Origin of the sequence: Streptomyces sp. NPDC002181, assembly GCF_042890485.1 — a bacterium.
Lineage (GTDB): Bacteria > Actinomycetota > Actinomycetes > Streptomycetales > Streptomycetaceae > Streptomyces.
This window is the reverse complement of record NZ_JBIASC010000008.1, coordinates 215,546-234,059: the sequence shown is the minus strand read 5'-3', so window position 1 is coordinate 234,059 and position 18,514 is coordinate 215,546. Positions and strand designations below refer to the sequence as shown.

At 73.0% G+C, this 18,514-nt stretch carries 16 protein-coding genes; 5 read left to right on the top strand and 11 right to left on the bottom strand.

All coding sequences use genetic code 11. The features are described from left to right. Positions 1-61 precede the first annotated feature (61 nt). On the bottom strand, positions 62-1,261 hold the full coding sequence (locus ACFYXV_RS21320) for a glycerophosphodiester phosphodiesterase (protein ID WP_389383752.1): 1,200 nt from the start codon (positions 1,259-1,261) through the stop codon (positions 62-64). A 303-nt stretch (positions 1,262-1,564) separates the two neighbouring features. Between ACFYXV_RS21320 and ACFYXV_RS21315 the strand changes: the two genes are divergently transcribed. Then, positions 1,565-2,194 (top strand): lysophospholipid acyltransferase family protein, encoded by a 630-nt coding sequence (locus tag ACFYXV_RS21315; RefSeq protein ID WP_376135529.1) that lies wholly within the window; start codon positions 1,565-1,567, stop codon positions 2,192-2,194. A 3-nt stretch (positions 2,195-2,197) separates the two neighbouring features. Here ACFYXV_RS21315 and ACFYXV_RS21310 read toward each other — a convergent pair whose 3' ends face one another. The 3 genes from ACFYXV_RS21310 to ACFYXV_RS21300 form a co-directional block, all read right to left on the bottom strand. Next, the gene (locus ACFYXV_RS21310; RefSeq protein ID WP_389383751.1) at positions 2,198-3,673 is read right to left on the bottom strand and encodes a membrane-associated oxidoreductase; all 1,476 of its coding nucleotides are present in this window, start codon (positions 3,671-3,673) and stop codon (positions 2,198-2,200) included. Between the two features lie 68 nt (positions 3,674-3,741). Next, positions 3,742-5,298 (bottom strand): MFS transporter, encoded by a 1,557-nt coding sequence (locus tag ACFYXV_RS21305; RefSeq protein ID WP_385470428.1) that lies wholly within the window; start codon positions 5,296-5,298, stop codon positions 3,742-3,744. After that, the gene (locus ACFYXV_RS21300; protein WP_385470430.1) at positions 5,295-5,846 is read right to left on the bottom strand and encodes a TetR/AcrR family transcriptional regulator; all 552 of its coding nucleotides are present in this window, start codon (positions 5,844-5,846) and stop codon (positions 5,295-5,297) included. Before ACFYXV_RS21300 ends, ACFYXV_RS21305 begins: the two co-directional genes overlap by 4 nt. Before the next feature lie 89 nt (positions 5,847-5,935). Here ACFYXV_RS21300 and ACFYXV_RS21295 point away from each other — a divergent pair, with 89 nt between their 5' ends. Continuing rightward, positions 5,936-6,445: an HAD domain-containing protein gene (locus ACFYXV_RS21295; protein ID WP_385470432.1), complete on the top strand. Its 510-nt coding sequence runs from the start codon at positions 5,936-5,938 to the stop codon at positions 6,443-6,445. Positions 6,446-6,586: 141 nt separating this feature from the next. Here ACFYXV_RS21295 and argH read toward each other — a convergent pair whose 3' ends face one another. After that, positions 6,587-8,017 (bottom strand): argininosuccinate lyase, encoded by a 1,431-nt coding sequence (argH, locus tag ACFYXV_RS21290; protein ID WP_383341630.1) that lies wholly within the window; start codon positions 8,015-8,017, stop codon positions 6,587-6,589. A gap of 314 nt (positions 8,018-8,331) precedes the next feature. Here argH and ACFYXV_RS21285 point away from each other — a divergent pair, with 314 nt between their 5' ends. Next, positions 8,332-9,840, top strand: coding sequence for a hypothetical protein (locus tag ACFYXV_RS21285; RefSeq protein WP_385470436.1), 1,509 nt, complete (start codon positions 8,332-8,334; stop codon positions 9,838-9,840). 111 nt (positions 9,841-9,951) lie between these two features. Further along, entirely contained in the window at positions 9,952-10,647 is a 696-nt protein-coding gene (locus tag ACFYXV_RS21280; RefSeq protein ID WP_385470479.1) for a L,D-transpeptidase, read from the top strand. On the opposite strand, the gene ACFYXV_RS21275 is transcribed toward ACFYXV_RS21280, so the two are convergent. From ACFYXV_RS21275 to argC, 6 genes are all read right to left on the bottom strand, one after another. After that, positions 10,634-11,446 (bottom strand): hypothetical protein, encoded by an 813-nt coding sequence (locus ACFYXV_RS21275; RefSeq protein WP_389383750.1) that lies wholly within the window; start codon positions 11,444-11,446, stop codon positions 10,634-10,636. The genes ACFYXV_RS21280 and ACFYXV_RS21275 overlap by 14 nt on opposite strands. A 94-nt stretch (positions 11,447-11,540) precedes the next feature. Then, positions 11,541-12,104 carry an arginine repressor gene (locus ACFYXV_RS21270; RefSeq protein WP_030157281.1) on the bottom strand — a complete coding sequence of 188 codons (564 nt, stop codon included), beginning with the start codon at positions 12,102-12,104 and terminating at the stop codon, positions 11,541-11,543. Positions 12,105-12,111: 7 nt separating this feature from the next. Next, a complete protein-coding gene (locus ACFYXV_RS21265; RefSeq protein ID WP_389383749.1) occupies positions 12,112-13,341 on the bottom strand; it encodes an acetylornithine transaminase in 1,230 nt (409 codons plus the stop codon). Next, the gene (gene argB, locus ACFYXV_RS21260; protein ID WP_383492972.1) at positions 13,338-14,276 is read right to left on the bottom strand and encodes an acetylglutamate kinase; all 939 of its coding nucleotides are present in this window, start codon (positions 14,274-14,276) and stop codon (positions 13,338-13,340) included. The genes ACFYXV_RS21265 and argB overlap by 4 nt, the downstream gene beginning before the upstream one ends. Next, the gene (gene argJ, locus ACFYXV_RS21255; RefSeq protein WP_385470442.1) at positions 14,273-15,430 is read right to left on the bottom strand and encodes a bifunctional glutamate N-acetyltransferase/amino-acid acetyltransferase ArgJ; all 1,158 of its coding nucleotides are present in this window, start codon (positions 15,428-15,430) and stop codon (positions 14,273-14,275) included. Before argJ ends, argB begins: the two co-directional genes overlap by 4 nt. Continuing rightward, positions 15,427-16,467, bottom strand: a complete 1,041-nt coding sequence (gene argC / locus ACFYXV_RS21250) for an N-acetyl-gamma-glutamyl-phosphate reductase (protein ID WP_385470444.1) — start codon at positions 16,465-16,467, stop codon at positions 15,427-15,429. The genes argJ and argC overlap by 4 nt, the downstream gene beginning before the upstream one ends. Before the next feature lie 143 nt (positions 16,468-16,610). Here argC and ACFYXV_RS21245 point away from each other — a divergent pair, with 143 nt between their 5' ends. After that, positions 16,611-18,509 carry an alkyl/aryl-sulfatase gene (locus ACFYXV_RS21245; protein ID WP_389383748.1) on the top strand — a complete coding sequence of 633 codons (1,899 nt, stop codon included), beginning with the start codon at positions 16,611-16,613 and terminating at the stop codon, positions 18,507-18,509. The last annotated feature ends 5 nt before the right edge of the window (positions 18,510-18,514 follow it).

The window sequence follows — 18,514 nt, the reverse complement described above, 5'->3', positions numbered from 1 at the left end:
GTTCCGCTTATCTGTTGACGGCTCCCGCCATCGGCGTCGGCCGAAAGCCGTCCACCCCTGCCTACCGGCCGCGGCCCGGGCGGAAGGCCTCGGCGGCCAGCAGTCCGGTGTCCGCGTTGTCGGTGAAGATGCCGTCGATGCCCTGTTCGAAGTACGCCTTGAAGGCGCCGAAGGCGTCCCCGTAGGCGTTCGGGTCGGTGCCCTTGCGGTACTCCGCCGGCAGGAAGGTGTTCTCGTTGCGCGCGGTGTAGGGGTGCAGCACCAGCCCGCGGGCGTGGGCGTCCCTGACCAGCGTGGTCGGCGCGGACAGCTTGCCGGACGCGTCGCGCGGGAGGATCAGGTCCATGGTGGGGCCGATGCCCTGGGCGAACCCGGAGATCCACTTCAGGCCCTCGGGCTTGACCAGGTCCGAGACCGTACGCGGGTCCTTGGCCTGTTCGAAGTCCCAGGGCCGGGTGCCGGCGGCGGAGAGCAGGACCACCCGCGGGGCGGAGACCAGCCGGGAGAGCCGCTGGATGCTGGAGGGCTCGAAGGACTGAAGGAAGAGCGGGGCGTTGCGCCCGTCGCGGCCGTAGCGGCGCAGCAGCTTGGCGAGGGGCTCTTCGAGGCCGAGACCCAGGGAGCGGAAGTACGTGGGGTGCTTGGTCTCGACGTGCAGCCAGACGCGCTTGCCGCGCCGCTTGCCCTCGCGGTCGGCCCAGCGCAGCACCTCTTCGAAGGTGGGCACGTCCCAGCGGCCGTCGTAGAGGGTGTTGCGCTGGCGGACGGCGGGAATGCGCTCCTTCGCCCGCAGGGTCTTCAGTTCGGCGAGGGTGAAGTCCTCGGTGAACCAGCCCGTGATCGCGACCCCGTCGACCGACTTGGTCGTACGCCGCGCGGCGAACTCGGGGTGGTCGGCGACGTCGGTGGTGCCGCCGATCTCGTTCTCGTGGCGGCACACCAGATGGCCGTCCTTGGTGGGCACCAGGTCCTGCTCGACGACGTCCGCGCCCAGGTCGAGGGCCAGCTGGTACGAGCCGAGGGTGTGCTCGGGCCGGTAGCCGCTGGCCCCGCGGTGGCCGATGACCAGCGGGACGGGGAGGTCCCGGTACCCGCCGCCGTGCCGTACGTCGGCCGCGTAGGCCTCCTCCGCCGCCTGCCCGGCCGATGACGGCGCCGGGGCCGCGGCGGCGGATCCCGCCGAGAGTCCGGTCATGCCGCCGCCCGCCGCCAGGACGGCCGCCCCCAGGACCGTGCGCCGTGCTGCCCCACCCTGCGTCATGAGTGCCACTCCAGTCGTCTGAGGGGCCGGGCGGCACCCGGGGTCTCCGGGCCACCGGCGGCCCGGTTCGGCGTGCCGATCGTAGGCAGCGGCCGGTGGCGAAGGGGTGGGCGTGCGGGGAACATGGCGGAAACGTGCGTCAACACTGCGTATCCACCTCGTGAACCCGATGTGCACTCGGAGCTGACCCGCGAGTATCGTCCTCACCTGCACTACCCCCGTGTGGTGCGAAAATCGCGTTTCGATGCCGGAGGGCTCACGTTGTTCCGTACATCGCTCATCAAAGCCACTGTCGGACCGGTCATGCGCATGATGTTCCGCACCCGTGTGGAGGGCATCGAGAACATCCCGGGCACCGGTCCGGTGATCCTGGCGGGCAACCACCTCACCTTCATCGACTCCATGATCCTTCCGCTGGTGTGCGACCGTACGGTCCACTTCATCGGCAAGGACGAGTACGTGACGGGCAAGGGCATCAAGGGCCGCGCCATGGCCTGGTTCTTCACCGGGTCCGGCATGATCCCGGTCGACCGTGACGGCGCCAACGGCGGCGTCGCCGCCCTGATGACCGGCCGCCGCATCCTCGAAGAGGGCAAGATCTTCGGCATCTACCCCGAGGGCACCCGCTCCCCCGACGGCCGCCTCTACCGCGGCCGCACCGGCATCGCCCGCCTGACCCTGATGACCGGCGCCCCCGTGGTCCCCTTCGCGGTGATCGGCACCGACAAGCTCCAGCCCGGCGGCAAGGGCATGCCGCGCCCGGGCCGGGTCACCATCCGCTTCGGCGAGCCGATGGAGTTCTCCCGCTACGAGGGCATGGACCGCGACCGCTACGTGCTGCGCGCCGTCACGGACTCGGTGATGGCCGAGGTCATGCGGCTCTCGGGCCAGGAGTACGTGGACATGTACGCCACCAAGGCGAAGGCGGCGTAGCTCCTACTGGCGCTGGAGTGACCGGCTGACGCCCGCGGCGGTCGTCGTGGCGAGGACCCAGCCGGTCACGATCAGCACGTACGAGAGCCACTGGTACCAGCCGCCCGGCGCGAAGGCGGACTCCTGCCCGAAGCCGACGATCGGCAGCATCAGGTCGATCGTGTAGAACACCGGATTGAATTCCGGCGCCTCCCCGGCCTTGAGCTCCCTCGGCGGGTGCAGGCCGTACGCGATCGAGCCCGTCAGCAGCAGCGCCCCCAGCCAGCCGGTCGCGCGCAGCGGCCGGAACCCATAGCCGACGGTGGCGTCCTGGAGCAGCCCCCAGAGCCGGGCGTGCCGGGGCAGGGTGCCCCGGTGCCGGCGCAGTTTGGCGAGCTGCACGGTGCGCGCGCCCGCCTCGTCCCCGACCGTGCGGTAGGCCGCCGCGAGCTGCTCGTACGCGTACGGGAGGTAGCCGGACTCCTCGCGCTCCAGCGCGGGCAGCCGCTCCTCGGCGGGCAGGTGCGGGTGCAGGACCCGGTAGGTGAGCCCGTCGGTGCGGATCACGGGCGGCCAGACGCCGGGTTCGGCGTAGAGCATGTCCAGCTGGCTTCGGCGCAGGTTGACGATGCCCTCGATGGGCGGGCACAGCCTGAGCCAGAACTCGCCGATCGTGCAGCTGCTGGCCCGCAGGGCCACTCCGTCGCGGTTGGCCAGGCGCGCGCGGGTGAGGATCAGCTGACCGGGGATGCGGGCGCCGGTGAGGTTGACCGTCCCTTCGGCCTCCAGCCGGTGGCCGCGCAGGTCGGTTCCGACGGAGACGGTCTCGGCGTGGAGGGCGATCCCGCCGGGGTTGATGAGCCGGGCCCGGTCCAGGCTGATCTGGCCGGCGATGGTGGCGCCGTTGATCCGGAGCTGGCCGTGGACGGTGAGCTCGTCGGCGATGATGTCGGTGCCTATTTCGGCGTGGTTGAGCTGGAGCGGGGGTTCACCGTCCTCGTCGGCGAGGGTGCCCTGCCGGATCACCGCTCCCTGGAGGAAGAGGCCGCCGGCTATCCGGGCCCCCGTGAGCCGGATCGGACCCGTGACGCGACAGCAGTTGAGCCGCAGGGTGATGTCGACGCTGAGGGTGGAGGCCGTCAGCCCCGGCAGCGCCGAGTCGGTCAGGACCAGTGCCCGCAGCCGGGCCCCGTACAGCTGGGGTTTGCGCTCGAACCAGCAGCCGCGGAGCCGGATCGGATGCTCGATGACCGCGTACTTGAGGTCCAGCTTCCCGGTGATGCGGATGCCGCGCACGTTGATCCCGGGGACCTGCCGGGACGGGGCGGGGTTGCCGAGCAGGAGTGCGGCGATCACCTCGGCGCGCACGGTGCGCTCGGGCCCCCAGGAGGCTCCGTCGGCCGGGTCCTCGCCGGGGCCTTCACGGAAGTCGACGCCCTCCCCGCGCGGGAAGGCCTCCCACACGCGGCGCTCCGCCGGGGTCAGCTCGTTGATCTCCATCGCCGGGATGGTGTCGCGACCGTGATCAACTGTCAACTCGGGTCGCGAAACCACCCCTTGGCGGTACGTCAGTGCTCGATGCCGTCCTGGAGCCGCTGGCCCCTGAGCAGGAACCAGGCCGCCGCTGCGGTGGCGAGCAGGACGACCGCACCCACGCCGGAGGCGAACCGCAGCCCGTCCACGAAGGCGTCCTGCGCGGCGTGGACCATCGTCTGCGCCGTCGCGGGGTCCAGCGCCTTGGCGGCTTCGACCGCCCCGCCCAGCGATTCGTGCGCGGCGTCGGCGACCGGTCCGGGGACCGAGGCAGGGGCGGTGAAGCCCTGGTAGACACCGGTGACGATGGAGCCGAGCAGGGCGATGCCGAGGGCCGCGCCGAGTTCGTACGCGGTCTCGGACACGGCCGAGGCCGAGCCCGCCTGCTCCTTGGGGACGCTGGAGAGGATCACGTCGGCGGTGACCGTGAAGGAGAAGCCGGCGCCGAGGCCGACGACCAGCAGGGCCGCTCCGAGCAGCGGGTAGCCGCTCTCCTTGTGGATCAGGGTGAGCGCGCCGAGCGCGAGCCCGATGGCCGCGAGGCCGCCGGTGACGATCGACCGTACCGAGTACCGGCGGGCGTAGCGCCCGGCGACCAGGCCGGTGACCACCGCGCCGATGGCGGCGGGCAGTTCGGCCAGACCCGCCTCCAGGGTGTCGCGGCCCTGGACGAGCTGGAGGAACTGGGAGAGGAAGAAGACGAGGCCGGAGAGGCCGAAGACGGTCAGGAGGTCGGCCAGGACCGCCCCGGAGAAACCGCGGTGCTTGAAGAGCCTCATGTCCAGGAGCGGCGAGGGCAGGCTGAACTGGCGGCGCACGAACCCGTACAGGCCCGCGCCACCGAGCCCGGCGGAGACCGCGACACCCCAGGTCATGCCGTGGGTGGCCATTTCCTTGACGGCGTAGACGACTCCGATGACGCCGACGAGCGAGAGGGCGACGCTGGTCAGGTCCCAGGGGCCGGCGACCGGGTTCTTCGACTCGGGCAGCAGCCTGATGCCGACGAGGACCAGGGCGATCATCACGGGCACGTTGATGAGGAAGACCGAGCCCCACCAGAAGTGCTGGAGCAGGACTCCGCCGACGACGGGCCCGACGGCCGCGCCGGCCGAGGCGGTGGCGCCCCAGATGCCGATGGCGAGGCTGCGCTCCCTGGGGTCGTGGAAGATGTTCCGGATCAGCGCGAGGGTCGAGGGCATCAGCGTCGCGCCGGCCACGCCGAGCAGGGCCCGGGCCACGATCATCATCTCGGGGCTGGTGGCGTAGGCGTTGAGGACGGAGACGGCGCCGAAGGCGGTGGCGCCGACCAGGAGCAGCTTCTTGCGGCCTATGCGGTCGCCGAGCGAGCCCATGGAGACGAGCAGGCCGGCGATGACGAACGAGTAGATGTCGCCGATCCACAGCAGCTGGGTGCCGGACGGCTTGAGGTCTTCACTGATGGAGGGTGTGGCGAGACCGAGTACGGTGGCGTCCACCGCGACCAGCAGGACCGCCAGGACGAGCACCGAGAGCGCCAGCCAGCGCCCCTTGCTCCCCTTGGCCCCGCTCGCCTCCGTCCCCTGTCCCTTGGTCAGCTGTGCTGTGCGGCTCATTTCTCCACGCTCCGTCGTGCGCCACCGAGCAGCAGCTCGATGATCATGTACTGGAAGTCCTTCGCGGCCACCCGGCCGTCCATGACGGCCCAGGCGCAGGTGCCGATGAGCCCGTAGAGGGCCTCGGTGAGCCAGGCGGGGCTCAGGTCGATCCGGATGTCGCCCTCCGCTTGGCCGCGCCGGAAGAGCGCGCCCACCCGGGCGTCGAGCCGGGCCCATCCCTCGTTGACCTGGTCGCCCTCGAAGAGCTGGTTCTCGGTGACGAGGAAGGCCAGCAGCTGGGCGTCGCGCTCGGCCTCGGCGACGAGCCGGCGCAGGGCCTCGACCGCGGTGCCCTCGTCGAGACGGGCGTTGTCGAAGGCCGCCTCGAACCGGCGGATGCCGAGCTCTTCGAGGGCCCGTACGAGGGCGTCGCGCCCGGCGAAGTGCCGGTGGAGGGTCGCGCGCCCGATGCCTGCGGCGCGGGCGACCTCGTCCATCGTGGCGGTCGATTTGCGGGAGAGAAGGGCCGCGGCGTCGCGGAGCACCTGGTCACGATCCATGGCCATGAGACAAGCATACCCCGAATGAGACGCCAATGTCTCACGCGGGGCAAAAATGAGCTGCCGAAGGGCAGCCGGAGAGGAATCCTCAGCCCATGAAGCCACTGCTGCTGATCGACGTGGACGGTCCGCTGAACCCGTACGCCGCCCGGGCCCAGCGCCGCCCGCAGGGGTACACCACCCACCGGATGCGCCCGACCGGCTGGACGGAGGCCGAGAGCCGCAAGCCGCTGCGGGTGTGGCTGAACCCTTCCCACGGCACGGAGCTGCTCGCGCTGGCGGACGCGTACGAGCTGGTGTGGGCCACCACCTGGAAGGACGAGGCGAACGACTGGATAGGACCGCACCTGGGCCTGCCGCGGCTGCCCTACGTCGACTGGCCGCAGATGCACGGCCGGGCCCCGCGCGGCACCTTCTGGAAGACGCAGTACGTCCTGGAGTACGCGGGCACCCGCGAGTTCGCCTGGATCGACGACGACATCGGGGAACCGGACCGGGAGTACGCGGACCAGCGCCACCCGGCGCGGGCCCTGCTGATGCGCGTCGACGAGCAGATCGGCCTGACCCGCCCGGACTTCGACGCACTGGCCCGCTGGGCGGGGTGAACGACGAAGGGGCGGCCGGAGCGTGGGCTCCGGCCGCCCCTGCGGGCGTCCCGCGGCGTGCGGAGGTGCAGGGCCCGGGCCCCGGAGGGCTCGGGCGTGCGGGCCGCAAGGCCGCGGACGTGGGTGGGCAGCGCCGTGCGGCTACTGCTTGTGGGTGGCCCAGGCGTGCTGGATGACCAGGTCCGCCTTCAGCTCCGCGAGCTGCTTCGCGACCGCCGAGGGGGCGGTGCCGCCGCGGCCGTTGCGGGAGGCGAGGGCGCCCGGCACGTTGAGGACGGTGCGGACCTCGGGGGTCAGGTGCTCCGAGATCTTCGCGAACTGCTCGTCCGTGAGCTCGTCCAGCTCGATCCCGAGCGCCTCGCACTCCTTGACGCACTCGCCGGCCACCTCGTGCGCGACGCGGAACGGCACGCCCTGCTTGACCAGCCACTCCGCGATGTCCGTGGCGAGGGAGAACCCGGCCGGGGCCAGCTCCTCCATCCGCTCCCGGTTGACCGTGAGGGTGGCCATCATCCCGGTGAAGGCCGGGAGCAGGACTTCGAGGGTGTCGCAGGAGTCGAAGACCGGCTCCTTGTCCTCCTGGAGGTCCCGGTTGTAGGCCAGGGGCAGCGCCTTCAGCGTGGCGAGGAGGCCCGTCAGGTTGCCGATGAGCCGGCCCGACTTTCCGCGCGCCAGTTCGGCGATGTCCGGGTTCTTCTTCTGCGGCATGATCGACGAGCCGGTGGAGAAGGCGTCGTGCAGGGTCACGAAGGAGAACTCCTTCGTGTTCCAGATGATGATCTCCTCGGCGATCCGGGACAGGTTGATCCCGATCATCGCCGTGATGAAGGCGAACTCGGCGACGAAGTCGCGCGAGGCCGTGCCGTCGATCGAGTTGCCCGCCGAGCCCCGCTCGAAGCCGAGGTCGGCGGCGACCGCCTCCGGGTCCAGCCCCAGCGAGGAGCCGGCCAGCGCGCCCGAGCCGTACGGGGAGACCGCGGTCCGGGTGTCCCACTGCCGCAGCCGCTCGGCGTCCCGGGACAGCGCCTGCACGTGGGCGAGTACGTGGTGGGCGAAGAGCACCGGCTGCGCGTGCTGGAGGTGGGTCCGGCCCGGCATGGCCACGTCGTGGTGCGTTTCGGCGAGGCCGACCAGCGCGTCCTGGAGCTCCGCGATCAGGCCGCCGACGATCCGGGCGTGGTCGCGCAGGTACATGCGGAAGAGGGTGGCCACCTGGTCGTTGCGGGACCGGCCGGCGCGCAGCTTGCCGCCGAGGTCGGCGCCGAGCCGCTCCAGCAGGCCCCGCTCCAGGGCGGTGTGCACGTCCTCGTCGGCGATGGTCCCGGTGAAGGAGCCGTCTGCGACGTCGGCTTCGAGCCGGTCCAGACCCGCGATCATGCGGTCGAGCTCGTCCGCCGTGAGCAGGCCCGCCTTGGCGAGCACCCGGGCGTGGGCACGGGATCCGGCGATGTCGTACGGCGCGAGGCGCCAGTCGAAGTGGACCGACGCGGACAGCTTCGCGAGGGCCTCGGCGGGGCCGTCGGCGAACCGGCCGCCCCAGAGCCGGACGTCGCCACCGTTGTTGCTGCTCACAGCTGCTGCTCCTCATGAACGTGTGCGTGGATGTGCTTCGGCCTCCCCGTCGCGGAGGTCACGGGGAGGCCGACGTGGTACCGGCTCAACGAGCCGGGCTCGGGCCAGGTCGCGGCGGACCCGTCCACGAAGCCGTCCGGGGCCCGCTTGAGCGGGGGGAACCACAGGCCGCGTCTTGGCATAACTATGCACTGGTCCGTATGTTTCGTCAATTGAAGCGCGGGTGTGCCCCGCTGACCAGCGCGAATATGAGGGGCGCCTCCGGGCGGCGGCAGCCTACGATCGTTGGCCTGCGCCGTATCGGGGGGGGGCACATGGGAGTCGAGGCACAGCGGCAGGCCGAGGAGGGGCGCGCCGCGGCGGTCGCCCTGCTGCGCGGCGGACGTTTCGGGATCGGCGGCGCCCGCCGCCCCGTCCTGCCCGTCTCGTGGATGGCCTTCGACGCGGAGATCCGCCGCAGTCACCTCCTCTGGTTCTCGGGGCCCCGCGGCGCCGGGCGCGTCGAAGAGCGCCTGTGCCACCCCGACGGCCGGGTCCGCGAGGCCGCGCTGCGGGATCCGAAGCCGCCGCTCCCGCTCGTCGCGATCCGCTGCACCGACTGGGTGCCCGCCGTGCGCGAGCGCGCCCGGCAGGTGCTCGCGGACGCCTTGGCCGCCGACCCGGCGCGGACGCTGATCGACCTCACCCCGCTCGTCCTGCGGCTGGCCCGGCGCGAGCAGGGCGGCTGGGCGAGCGGCCTGTTCGAGGAGGCCCTCGCCGCCGAGGACCCGGTCCTCACCCCGTGGTGGCGCCCGGCGCGGGACGCCCAGTGGTGGCGCCCGGCCCGGGAGGCGGTCTCGATGACCGGCGAGCAGCCCGACACCGTACTCGGCTGGCTGCGGCGCAGCGCGGACCTGCCCACCCGGCGGTTCGCCACCCGCATCACCCTCTCCCGCGGGCTGCTCGGCGTACGGGAGCTGGCCCGGCGGGCGGCCCGGGAGCACGATCCCGCGACGGCCCGGCTGTGGGCCGACGCGGCACTGGCCGCGATGGCCTGCGACGGGCCCGACGACGACGCGATCGACGCCCTGCTGCACGGACACCTGCCCGTGGTCCGGGCCGGCGGGGTCACGGCGCTGCGCCGGGCCGGGCGCTTCGCCGAGGCGCCCGGCCACCTGACCGACCGCTCCGGGCTGGTCCGGGCCTGCGCGCGCTGGCTCGTCAGGCAGGACGGGGGCGACCCCTACGAGCACTACCGCGCCCTGGTCGGGGACCCGGCCCGGGTGACCCCGTACGCCGTCACCGGTTTCGCCGAGTGTGCCCGGCGGGCGGACGCGCCGCTGGTGCGCGCGCTGCTGGACCACCCCGCCGGGGCCGTGCGGGCGGCGGCGGTCGCCGGGCTGCGCGGGCTGGACTCCACCGACGTGGACCTGCTGCGGCCCCTGCTCGACGACCCGTCGGCCGCGGTGGCCCGGGAGGTCTCCCTGAGCCTGGCCGGGGTCGCCGGCCGGCTGCCCGCCGAGTGGCTGCTGGAGCGGATCGCCCCCGACCGCCCCGCGCACACCCGCCGGGCCGCCTACCGGGTGCTGCACGCCCGCGGCGGGGTCGTCGGGCTGCGCGCCTCCACCGAGCTGCTGACGGACGCCGACCCGGCACTGCGCCGCATCTCCGCCCGGCGCGTGCAGAGCCTGTGGTCCCCCGACCGGCCGCCCGCGCTGCCGGTGCGCGACCCCGAGGTGGGCACCCTGCTGGACCGCTGCACCGGGCTGTTCAGCGAGTACGTCATGGGGCGGATGCGCTCACGGCTCGGAATTCCCCGTGCGCCCTCCGACCCCGCCGGATGATCGTGCGCATCCACGGCGAGGGCGAGGCCGTCTTCCGCGACGACCCCCGCGAGCCTTGACGGCCTGCCTGCGCTGCCGCCGCCCCTTCCACCCCGTACCGTCTGACATGTGCTGCGTACCGCTCTCGTCACCGGCTCACTGATCGTCACCAGCCTGCTCGCGCAGGGCCCGTACGGGTCCGATCCGCTGCCGGCCCGCCTCGCCGACACCGGCGGCGGCAGCCAGCTCATCACGGCCGTCGCCCCCGCGCCCGGTTCCACCACCGGGCGGCTGACCTGGTGGGACCGCCGGGCGGGGCGCTGGTACGAGGCCGGCAGCGCCGAGGCCCGCTTCGGCTCGAACGGCCTGACCGAGGGCGCGAGCCGCACCCAGGGCACGAACACGACCCCGTCCGGCCTGTACGAGCTCCCGTACGCCTTCGGGATCCGCCGCGCACCGGCCGGGACGGAGTTCCGCTACCGCCGGGTGACCGCCGATTCCTGGTGGTGCCAGGACAACGCGTCGCCCGCGTACAACCGGTGGACCGAGCCGCTGCCGGCGCACTGCGCACCGGGCGAGGCGGAGCACCTGGTCACGTACGACAAGCAGTACGCGCACGCGCTGGTCATCGGGTTCAACTACGAGCAGCCCGTCCGGGGCCGGGGCGCGGGCATCTTCCTGCACGTCAACGGCAAGGGCGCGACGGCCGGTTGCGTGTCCGTGCCGGAGCGGTCGATGCGCGCGATCCTGCGCTGGGCGGACCCGCGCCGCCGCCCGCACATCGCCATCGGGACACAGGAGGGACCGCTCGCCGTCACCCGCTACTGACGGGCGGGCCGCTCCCGGCGGGTGTCCGCCGGCGCGGACGGCCCCGGTTGCGGCCGCGCCGGGTCCGCAGGCGGCTCACGCGCAGCCGGCGGAAGGCTTCCGGATCGCGGACGTCCAGGGCCTGGAGCGCCGGATGGGGGGCCGCGTGGTGCGTGGCCGCCACCACGTCGGCATCCCCCTTCCAGCCGGCCCCGCGGGCCCGGTCGTAGACGGGGAACCAGAAGATCTGGGCGATCACCGCGGTCCACGCGGCCCAGGCGGCCGCCCGTTCGGCGCCGCCGTCCGGCTGCGCCGACATCAGGCCGAAGACGCAGAAGAGCATCTCGGCCATGACCAGGTACAGCACGAGTCTTGCCGGGCCGGCGGGTTCGCCGACCGTGAGGAGTTCCGGGCGGGCCTTGCCGAACTCCCGGCGGGCCGCCTCGAACTCCGCGTCCCGCAGCACGATGCCGCCGAGGGTGGCGGGGGCGGTGCGGCGCAGCAGGGCGGCCAGCAGCGCCTCGGGCAGCGGATGCCCGGGGCTGCGGGCGGGGTCGGCGGCGGCCGGGGCGGGGCTCAGGTTGCCGCGGTGGTTGACGGTGACGAGCCCGTCCAGGACCAGCCGGGCGGCTGCGGCCTGGACCGCGTCGTCCGGCCACCAGCGCCCCGCGGCGGCCTGGTACGGGTCGGCCAGGGCGGCGGCCCACCGGTCGAGGGCGCGGCGGTGCCGGGCCGCGGTGCGGCGCCGGAGCACGACGCAGCCCCCGTACAGCGCGGCTGTGACGGGCACGGCGACACTGGCGAGGGTGTGGGCATGCACGCGCCGAGCCTAGGCGGCTCCGCCGCGGGCGGTACAGCGGATATCCGCCCCGCCGCACGGGACCTGACGGGCCGTGGAGCGCGCCGGGGGGCGGTCAGCCCTCCTTCTGGGCCAGCCTCAGCAGGTGGTCCGCGAGGGCCTGGCCGCCCGAGGGGTCACGGCTGATCAGCATCAGCGTGTCGTCCCCGGCGATCGTGCCGAGGATCTCGCGGAGTTCGGCCTGGTCGATCGCGGAGGCGAGGAACTGGGCCGCGCCCGGCGGGGTGCGCAGGACGACGAGGTTCGCGGAGGCCTCCGCCGAGATCAGCAGCTCCCCGGAGAGGCGCCGCATGCGCTCCTCCTTCGCCGACTCGCCGAGCGGCGCCTGCGGGGTGCGGAAACCGCCCTCGCTGGGTACCGCGTAGATCAGCTCGCCGCCGGTGTTGCGGATCTTCACCGCGCCCAGCTCGTCGAGGTCGCGGGAGAGCGTCGCCTGGGTGACGCTCAGCCCGTCGTCGGCCAGCAGCTTCGCCAGCTGGCTCTGCGAGCGGACCGGCTGCCGGTTGAGGATGTCCACGATCCGGCGGTGGCGGGCGGTGCGGGTCTGCGGAACGGACGGCCCGCCCCCGGACTCGGTCCGGGGGGAGCCCCACTCCTCGTGGTCCTGCGCCTGGCTCATCGTCGTCTCATTCCCCGGTGTGTCCGTCCCCATTGGCTGCGTCGAGGATGCCGGGCAGGGCCCGGACGAACGCGTCCGCCTCGGCCTCGGAGAGTACGTACGGGGGCATCAGCCGTACGACGTCGGGGGCGGGCGCGTTGACCAGGAAGCCGGCGTCCTGGGCCGCCTGCTGCACCTGCGGTGCGAGCGGCCCGGTCAGCACGATACCCAGGAGAAGGCCCTCACCACGGACACGGGAGACCAGCGGGTGCCCGGAAGCCTCGATTCCGGAGCGCAGCCGCTCCCCGCGCGCCTTGACCCGATCGAGCAGGCCCTCGGCGGCGATGGTGTCGATGACGGCGAGGCCGGCGGCGCACGCGACGGGGTTCCCGCCGAAGGTGGTGCCGTGCTGGCCGGGCCGGAGCAGCTCCGCGGCCGGCCCGAAGGCGGCCACGGCGCCGATCGGCAGACCGCCTCCCAGGCCCTTCGCGAGCGTGACGAGATCGGGCTCGACGCCCTCGTGGGCCTGGTGCTCGAACCAGTGGCCGCAGCGCCCGATCCCGGTCTGCACCTCGTCCAGGACGAGCAGGGTGCCGGTGGCCCGGGTGATCTCGCGGGCGGCCGTCAGGTATCCGGCCGGGGGCACGACGACGCCGTTCTCGCCCTGGATCGGCTCGATGATCACGAGGGCCGTCTCCTCGGTCACGGCGGCCCGCAGGGCCTCGACGTCGCCGTACGGCACGTGCGTGACCTCGCCGGGCAGGGGCAGGAACGGATCCTGCTTCTTCGGCTGGCCGGTGAGCGCGAGGGCGCCCATCGTCCGGCCGTGGAAACCGCCGTCGGTGGACACCATGTGGGTCCGCCCGGTCAGCCGGCCGATCTTGAAGGCGGCCTCGACGGCCTCGGCGCCGGAGTTGCAGAAGAAGACCCGGCCGGGGCGGCCGAAGAGCTGGAGCAGCCGCTCGCCGAGCGCGAGGACCGGCTCGGAGGCGTAGAGGTTCGAGACGTGGCCGAGGGTGGAGATCTGCGCGGTCACGGCCCCGACGATCGCCGGATGGGCGTGGCCGAGGGCGTTGACCGCGATGCCCCCGACGAAGTCGGTGTACTGCTTGCCGTCCGCGTCCCAGACCCGGGCGCCTTCGCCGCGTACGAGGGCCAGCGCGGGGGTGCCGTAGTTGTCGGTCAGCGCACCCTGCCAGCGGGCCGCGTACCGCTGGTTGGCCGTCTCCTGACTGGCCGTCTCCTGGTTGCCGGTCACGCGGGTTCCCCTCCCTGTGCGTCGGGCACGACCATCGTGCCGATTCCCTCGTCGGTGAAGATCTCCAGCAGGATCGAGTGCGGCACCCGGCCGTCGATCACGCGGGCCGTGCTCACCCCGCCCCGTACGGCGTGCAGGCAGCCCTCCATCTTGGGCACCATGCCGCTGGACAGCTCGGGCAGCAGCTTCTCCAGCTCGCTGACGGTGAGCCGGCTGATGACCTCGTCGCTGCTCGGCCAGTCCGCGTAGAGGCCCTCGACGTCCGTGAGCACCATCAGCGTCTCGGCGCCCAGCGCGGCGGCGAGCGCCGCGGCGGCCGTGTCGGCGTTGACGTTGTACACGTGGTGGTCGTCGGCGCTGCGCGCGATGGAGGAGATGACCGGGATCCGGCCGTCCGCCAGCAGCGCCTCGATCGCGCCGGTGTCGATGGCGGTGATCTCGCCGACCCGGCCGATGTCGACGAGCTCACCCTCGATCTCCGGGGTGTGCCGGGTGGCGGTGATGGTGTGGGCGTCCTCGCCGGTCATGCCGACGGCCAGCGGCCCGTGCTGGTTGAGCAGCCCGACCAGCTCGCGCTGGACCTGGCCCGCCAGGACCATCCGTACGACGTCCATCGCCTCGGGGGTCGTGACGCGCAGGCCGGCCTTGAACTCGCTGACCAGGCCCTGCTTGTCGAGCTGGGCATTGATCTGGGGGCCGCCGCCGTGCACCACGACGGGCTTGAGGCCCGCCTGGCGCAGGAAGACCACGTCCTGGGCGAAGGCGGCCTTGAGGTCCTCGTCGATCATGGCGTTGCCGCCGAACTTGACGACGACGACCTTGCCGTTGTGGCGGGTGAGCCAGGGCAGGGCCTCGATGAGGATCTGCGCCTTGGGCAGCGCGGTGTGCTTGCGCGCGGTCCCGGTGCCGGGCTGGCCGGCCTTCTCGTCGCTCATGAGCTGTACGCGCTGTTCTCGTGGACGTACTCGGCGGTCAGGTCGTTCGCCCAGATCACGGCGGACTCGGAGCCGGTGGCCAGGTCGGCGGTGATGCGGACCTCGCGGTCCTTCATGGAGACCAGGTCGCGGTCCTCGCCGACCGAGCCGTTCTTGCAGACCCAGACGCCGTTGATGGCCACGTTCAGCCGGTCCGGGTCGAAGGCGGCCCGGGTGGTGCCGATCGCGGAGAGCACCCGGCCCCAGTTGGGGTCCTCGCCGTGGATGGCGCACTTGAGCAGGTTGTTGCGGGCGATGGACCGGCCGACCTCGACCGCGTCGCCCTCGGTGAGCGCGCCGACGACCTCGATGCGGATGTCCTTGCTGGCGCCCTCGGCATCGCCGATCAGCTGGCGGGCGAGGTCGTCGCAGACGGTCCGTACGGCCTCCGCGAAGGCCTCGTACGACGGCACCCGGCCGGAGGCCCCGGAGGCGAGCAGCAGGACGGTGTCGTTGGTGGACATGCAGCCGTCGGAGTCGACCCGGTCGAAGGTGGTGCGGGTGGCGGAGCGCAGCGCCTGGTCGAGGGTGGCGCCGTCCACGTCGGCGTCGGTGGTGAGGACCACGAGCATGGTGGCCAGGCCCGGGGCGAGCATGCCCGCGCCCTTGGCCATGCCGCCGACCGTCCAGCCGTCCTGCGCCACGACGGACGTCTTGTGCACGGTGTCGGTGGTCTTGATGGCGATGGCCGCGTCCTCGCCGCCGTCGGCGGAGAGGGCGGCGACGGCGGTGTCGATGCCGGGCAGCAGCTTGTCCATGGGGAGCAGGACGCCGATCAGGCCGGTGGAGGCGACGGCGACCTCGCCCGCGTTGTGCTCGCCGCCGAGGGCCTCGGCCACCTTCTCGGCGGTGGCGTGGGTGTCCTGGAAGCCCTTGGGGCCGGTGCAGGCGTTGGCGCCGCCGGAGTTGAGGACGACCGCGCTGACGGCGGAGCCGCGCAGGACCTGCTCGGACCAGAGCACGGGCGCCGCCTTGACGCGGTTGGAGGTGAAGACGCCGGCGGCGGCCAGCCGCGGACCGTTGTTGACCACGAGGGCCAGGTCCGGATTGCCGTTGGCCTTGATCCCGGCCGCGATGCCGGCGGCCGTGAACCCCTGTGCTGCCGTAACGGTCACGGCGCGACTCCGATCGTGGAAAGCCCGAGTTCTTCGGGGAGCCCGAGGGCGATGTTCATGCTCTGCACCGCGCCACCGGCGGTGCCCTTGGTCAGGTTGTCGATGGCGCTGATCGCGATGATCCGCTGCGCGGACCCGTCGTACGCGACCTGGATCTGAACGGCGTTGGAACCGTGGACGGACGAGGTCGCGGGCCACTGCCCCTCGGGCAGCAGGTGCACGAAGGGCTCGTCCGCGTACGCCTTCTCGTACGCGGCGCGCACCGCGTCGGCGGTGGTGCCGGGCAGGGCCTTGGCCGAGCAGGTGGCCAGGATGCCGCGGGACATCGGCACGAGGGTGGGCGTGAAGGAGACGGAGACCTTCTGCCCGGCGATCGGGCTCAGGTTCTGCACCATCTCGGGGGTGTGCCGGTGCCCGCCGCCCACCCCGTACGGGCTGACGGAGCCCATGACCTCGGAGCCGAGCAGGTGCGGCTTGAGCGCCTTGCCCGCGCCCGAGGTGCCGGTCGCGGCGACGATCACGGCCTCGGGCTCGGCCAGCTGCGCGGCGTACGCCGGGAAGAGGGCGAGGGTGACGGCGGTCGGGAAGCATCCCGGAACCGCGATGCGCTTGGCCCCCTCCAGCGCGGCGCGGCCGCCGGGCAGCTCGGGGAGCCCGTACGGCCAGGTGCCGGCGTGCGGGGCTCCGTAGAAGGCGTCCCAGTCGGCGGAGTCCTTGAGCCGGTGGTCGGCGCCCATGTCGATGACGAGGACGTCCTCGCCGAGCTCGGCGGCGACGGCGGCGGACTGTCCGTGGGGCAGTGCCAGGAAGACCACGTCGTGCCGACGGCCCCGGCCGGCGAGGACCTCGGGCGTGGTCGCCTCAAGGGTCCGGCCGGCGAGCGGCACCAGGTGCGGCTGGAGGCCGCCGAAGAGCTGTCCGGCGTTGGAGTTGCCGGTCAGCGCGCCGATCTCCACCTCGGGGTGGGACAGCAGCAGGCGCAGGACTTCTCCGCCCGCGTACCCGCTCGCTCCTGCCACCGCTACACGTACCACCATCGGACCCTCCTCCTCGATGGCATGACTATACGTACTCCCGCAGTTTTATGCAAAGCTGCGGGAGGGCCGCGCTGCGGGCCCCGCCGGTGCACGGGAGGATGGCGGTGAGGGGTGGTCCCGCGTCCCGATGGGGAGGCAACAGGATGAATGCCGGTTCCGCAGACGCCGAAGCCGTCGTGGCGGAGGCCAACGGCGCCGTGCGGCGGGGCGCCGCCTTCGAGGACACCCGCGATCTGGAGAACGAGCGCCGCGGCTTCCTCGGCACGGTCGGGGAAGGAGCCGTCCGGGACGCGGAGGGCCGCGTGGTGTGGGACCTGGACGCGTACGGGTTCCTCGACCGGGACTGCCCGCCCACCGCCCATCCGGGCCTGTGGCGCCAGAGCAGACTGGCCCGGGGCCACGGACTGTTCGAGGTGGTCCCGGGGATCTACCAGGTGCGCGGCTTCGACCTGTCCAACATGACGGTGGTCGAGGGCGAGCGCGGCATCCTGGTCATCGACCCGCTGATCTCCACGGAGACCGCCGCCGCCGCGCTCGCGCTGTACCGCCGCCACCGCGGCGAGCGCCCCGTCACCGGCGTCCTCTACACCCACAGCCACGCCGACCACTTCGGCGGGGTCAAGGGCGTGATCAGCGTCGATGAGGCCGCGGCCGGGGTGCCCGTGCTCGCCCCGGAGGGTTTCCTGGAGCACGCCGTCAGCGAGAACGTGTACGCCGGCACCGCCATGAGCCGGCGCGCCACGTACATGTACGGGTCCGCCCTGCCCAAGGGACCCCGCGGGCAGATCGGCTCGGGGCTGGGCCCCACGACGTCGACCGGCACGGTCACCCTCATCCCGCCGACCCTTTCCGTCACCCGCACCGGGCAGTGCGAAACCGTCGACGGCATCCGCATGGTGTTCCAGCTGACCCCGGGCACCGAGGCCCCGGCGGAACTCAACATCCACTTCCCCGACCACGCCGCCCTGTGCACCGCCGAGAACGCCACCCACACCCTGCACAACCTGCTCACGCTGCGCGGCGCCCAGGTCCGCGACCCTCACGCGTGGGCCCGGTACCTGACCGAGACGGTCCAGCTCTTCGGCGCCGCCACCGACGTCGTCTTCGCCTCGCACCACTGGCCGGTCTGGGGCCGCGAGGACGCGCTCGCCTTCCTCTCCGAGCAGCGCGACCTGTACGCCTACCTGCACGACCAGACGCTGCGCATGATCAACCAGGGGCTGACCGGTCCGGAGATCGCCGAGGAGATGCGGCTGCCGCCCGCGCTGGAACGCGCCTGGCACACCCACGGCTACTACGGCTCCGTCAGCCACAACGCCAAGGCCGTCTACCAGCGGTACATGGGCTGGTTCGACGGCAACCCGGCCCGTCTGTGGGCCCACCCGCCCACGGAGGCCGCCACCCGCTACGTGGACTTCATGGGCGGCGCGGACGAGGTGCTGCGCCGTGCCCGCCAGTCCTACGCGCAGGGCGATTTCCGCTGGGTGGCGGAGGTCGTCGGCCACGTCGTGTTCGCCGACCCCGGCCACGCCGAGGCCCGCGCCCTCCAGGCCGACGCCCTGGAGCAGCTCGGCTACGGCAGCGAGAACGGCACCTGGCGCAACTTCTTCCTCACCGGCGCCCACGAACTGCGCCACGGCCCGGTCGGCACCTCCGCGACCACCGCCTCCGAGGACCTGATCAACACCCTGACCCTCGACCAGCTCTTCGACTCCCTGGCGATCCGCGTCGACGGCCCGAGCAGCTGGGACGCGGACGTCACCGTCCGGTGGCGGTTCACCGACGGCCGCGATCCCAGCACCCTGCGCCTGAAGAACGGCGTGCTCACCCATGTCCGGGGGCTCGGCCCGGCCGCCGGCGAACCGGACGTCGAAATCTCCCTGGACGAGCCGGCCCTGCGCGCCCTCCTGCTCGGCCGGGCCGCGCTCGCGGACCTGGTGGCCCGGGGCCGGGCCGAGGTCTCGGGCGACCCGGCCCGGCTCGCCGAGCTGACCGCCCACCTCACCGAGCCCGACCCCGACTTCGCGATCGTCACGCCCTGAGGCGC

Coding starts and splice junctions, on each gene's coding strand:
- argB (WP_383492972.1), bottom strand. CDS start 14,276: ATGAGCGACGAGAAGGCCGGCCAGCCCGGCACCGGGACCGCGCGCAAG.
- argC (WP_385470444.1), bottom strand. CDS start 16,467: ATGGTGGTACGTGTAGCGGTGGCAGGAGCGAGCGGGTACGCGGGCGGA.
- ACFYXV_RS21270 (WP_030157281.1), bottom strand. CDS start 12,104: ATGAGCCAGGCGCAGGACCACGAGGAGTGGGGCTCCCCCCGGACCGAG.
- ACFYXV_RS21320 (WP_389383752.1), bottom strand. CDS start 1,261: ATGACGCAGGGTGGGGCAGCACGGCGCACGGTCCTGGGGGCGGCCGTC.
- ACFYXV_RS21310 (WP_389383751.1), bottom strand. CDS start 3,673: ATGGAGATCAACGAGCTGACCCCGGCGGAGCGCCGCGTGTGGGAGGCC.
- ACFYXV_RS21315 (WP_376135529.1), top strand. CDS start 1,565: ATGCGCATGATGTTCCGCACCCGTGTGGAGGGCATCGAGAACATCCCG.
- ACFYXV_RS21245 (WP_389383748.1), top strand. CDS start 16,611: ATGAATGCCGGTTCCGCAGACGCCGAAGCCGTCGTGGCGGAGGCCAAC.
- ACFYXV_RS21295 (WP_385470432.1), top strand. CDS start 5,936: ATGAAGCCACTGCTGCTGATCGACGTGGACGGTCCGCTGAACCCGTAC.
- ACFYXV_RS21285 (WP_385470436.1), top strand. CDS start 8,332: ATGGGAGTCGAGGCACAGCGGCAGGCCGAGGAGGGGCGCGCCGCGGCG.
- ACFYXV_RS21300 (WP_385470430.1), bottom strand. CDS start 5,846: ATGGCCATGGATCGTGACCAGGTGCTCCGCGACGCCGCGGCCCTTCTC.
- ACFYXV_RS21305 (WP_385470428.1), bottom strand. CDS start 5,298: ATGAGCCGCACAGCACAGCTGACCAAGGGACAGGGGACGGAGGCGAGC.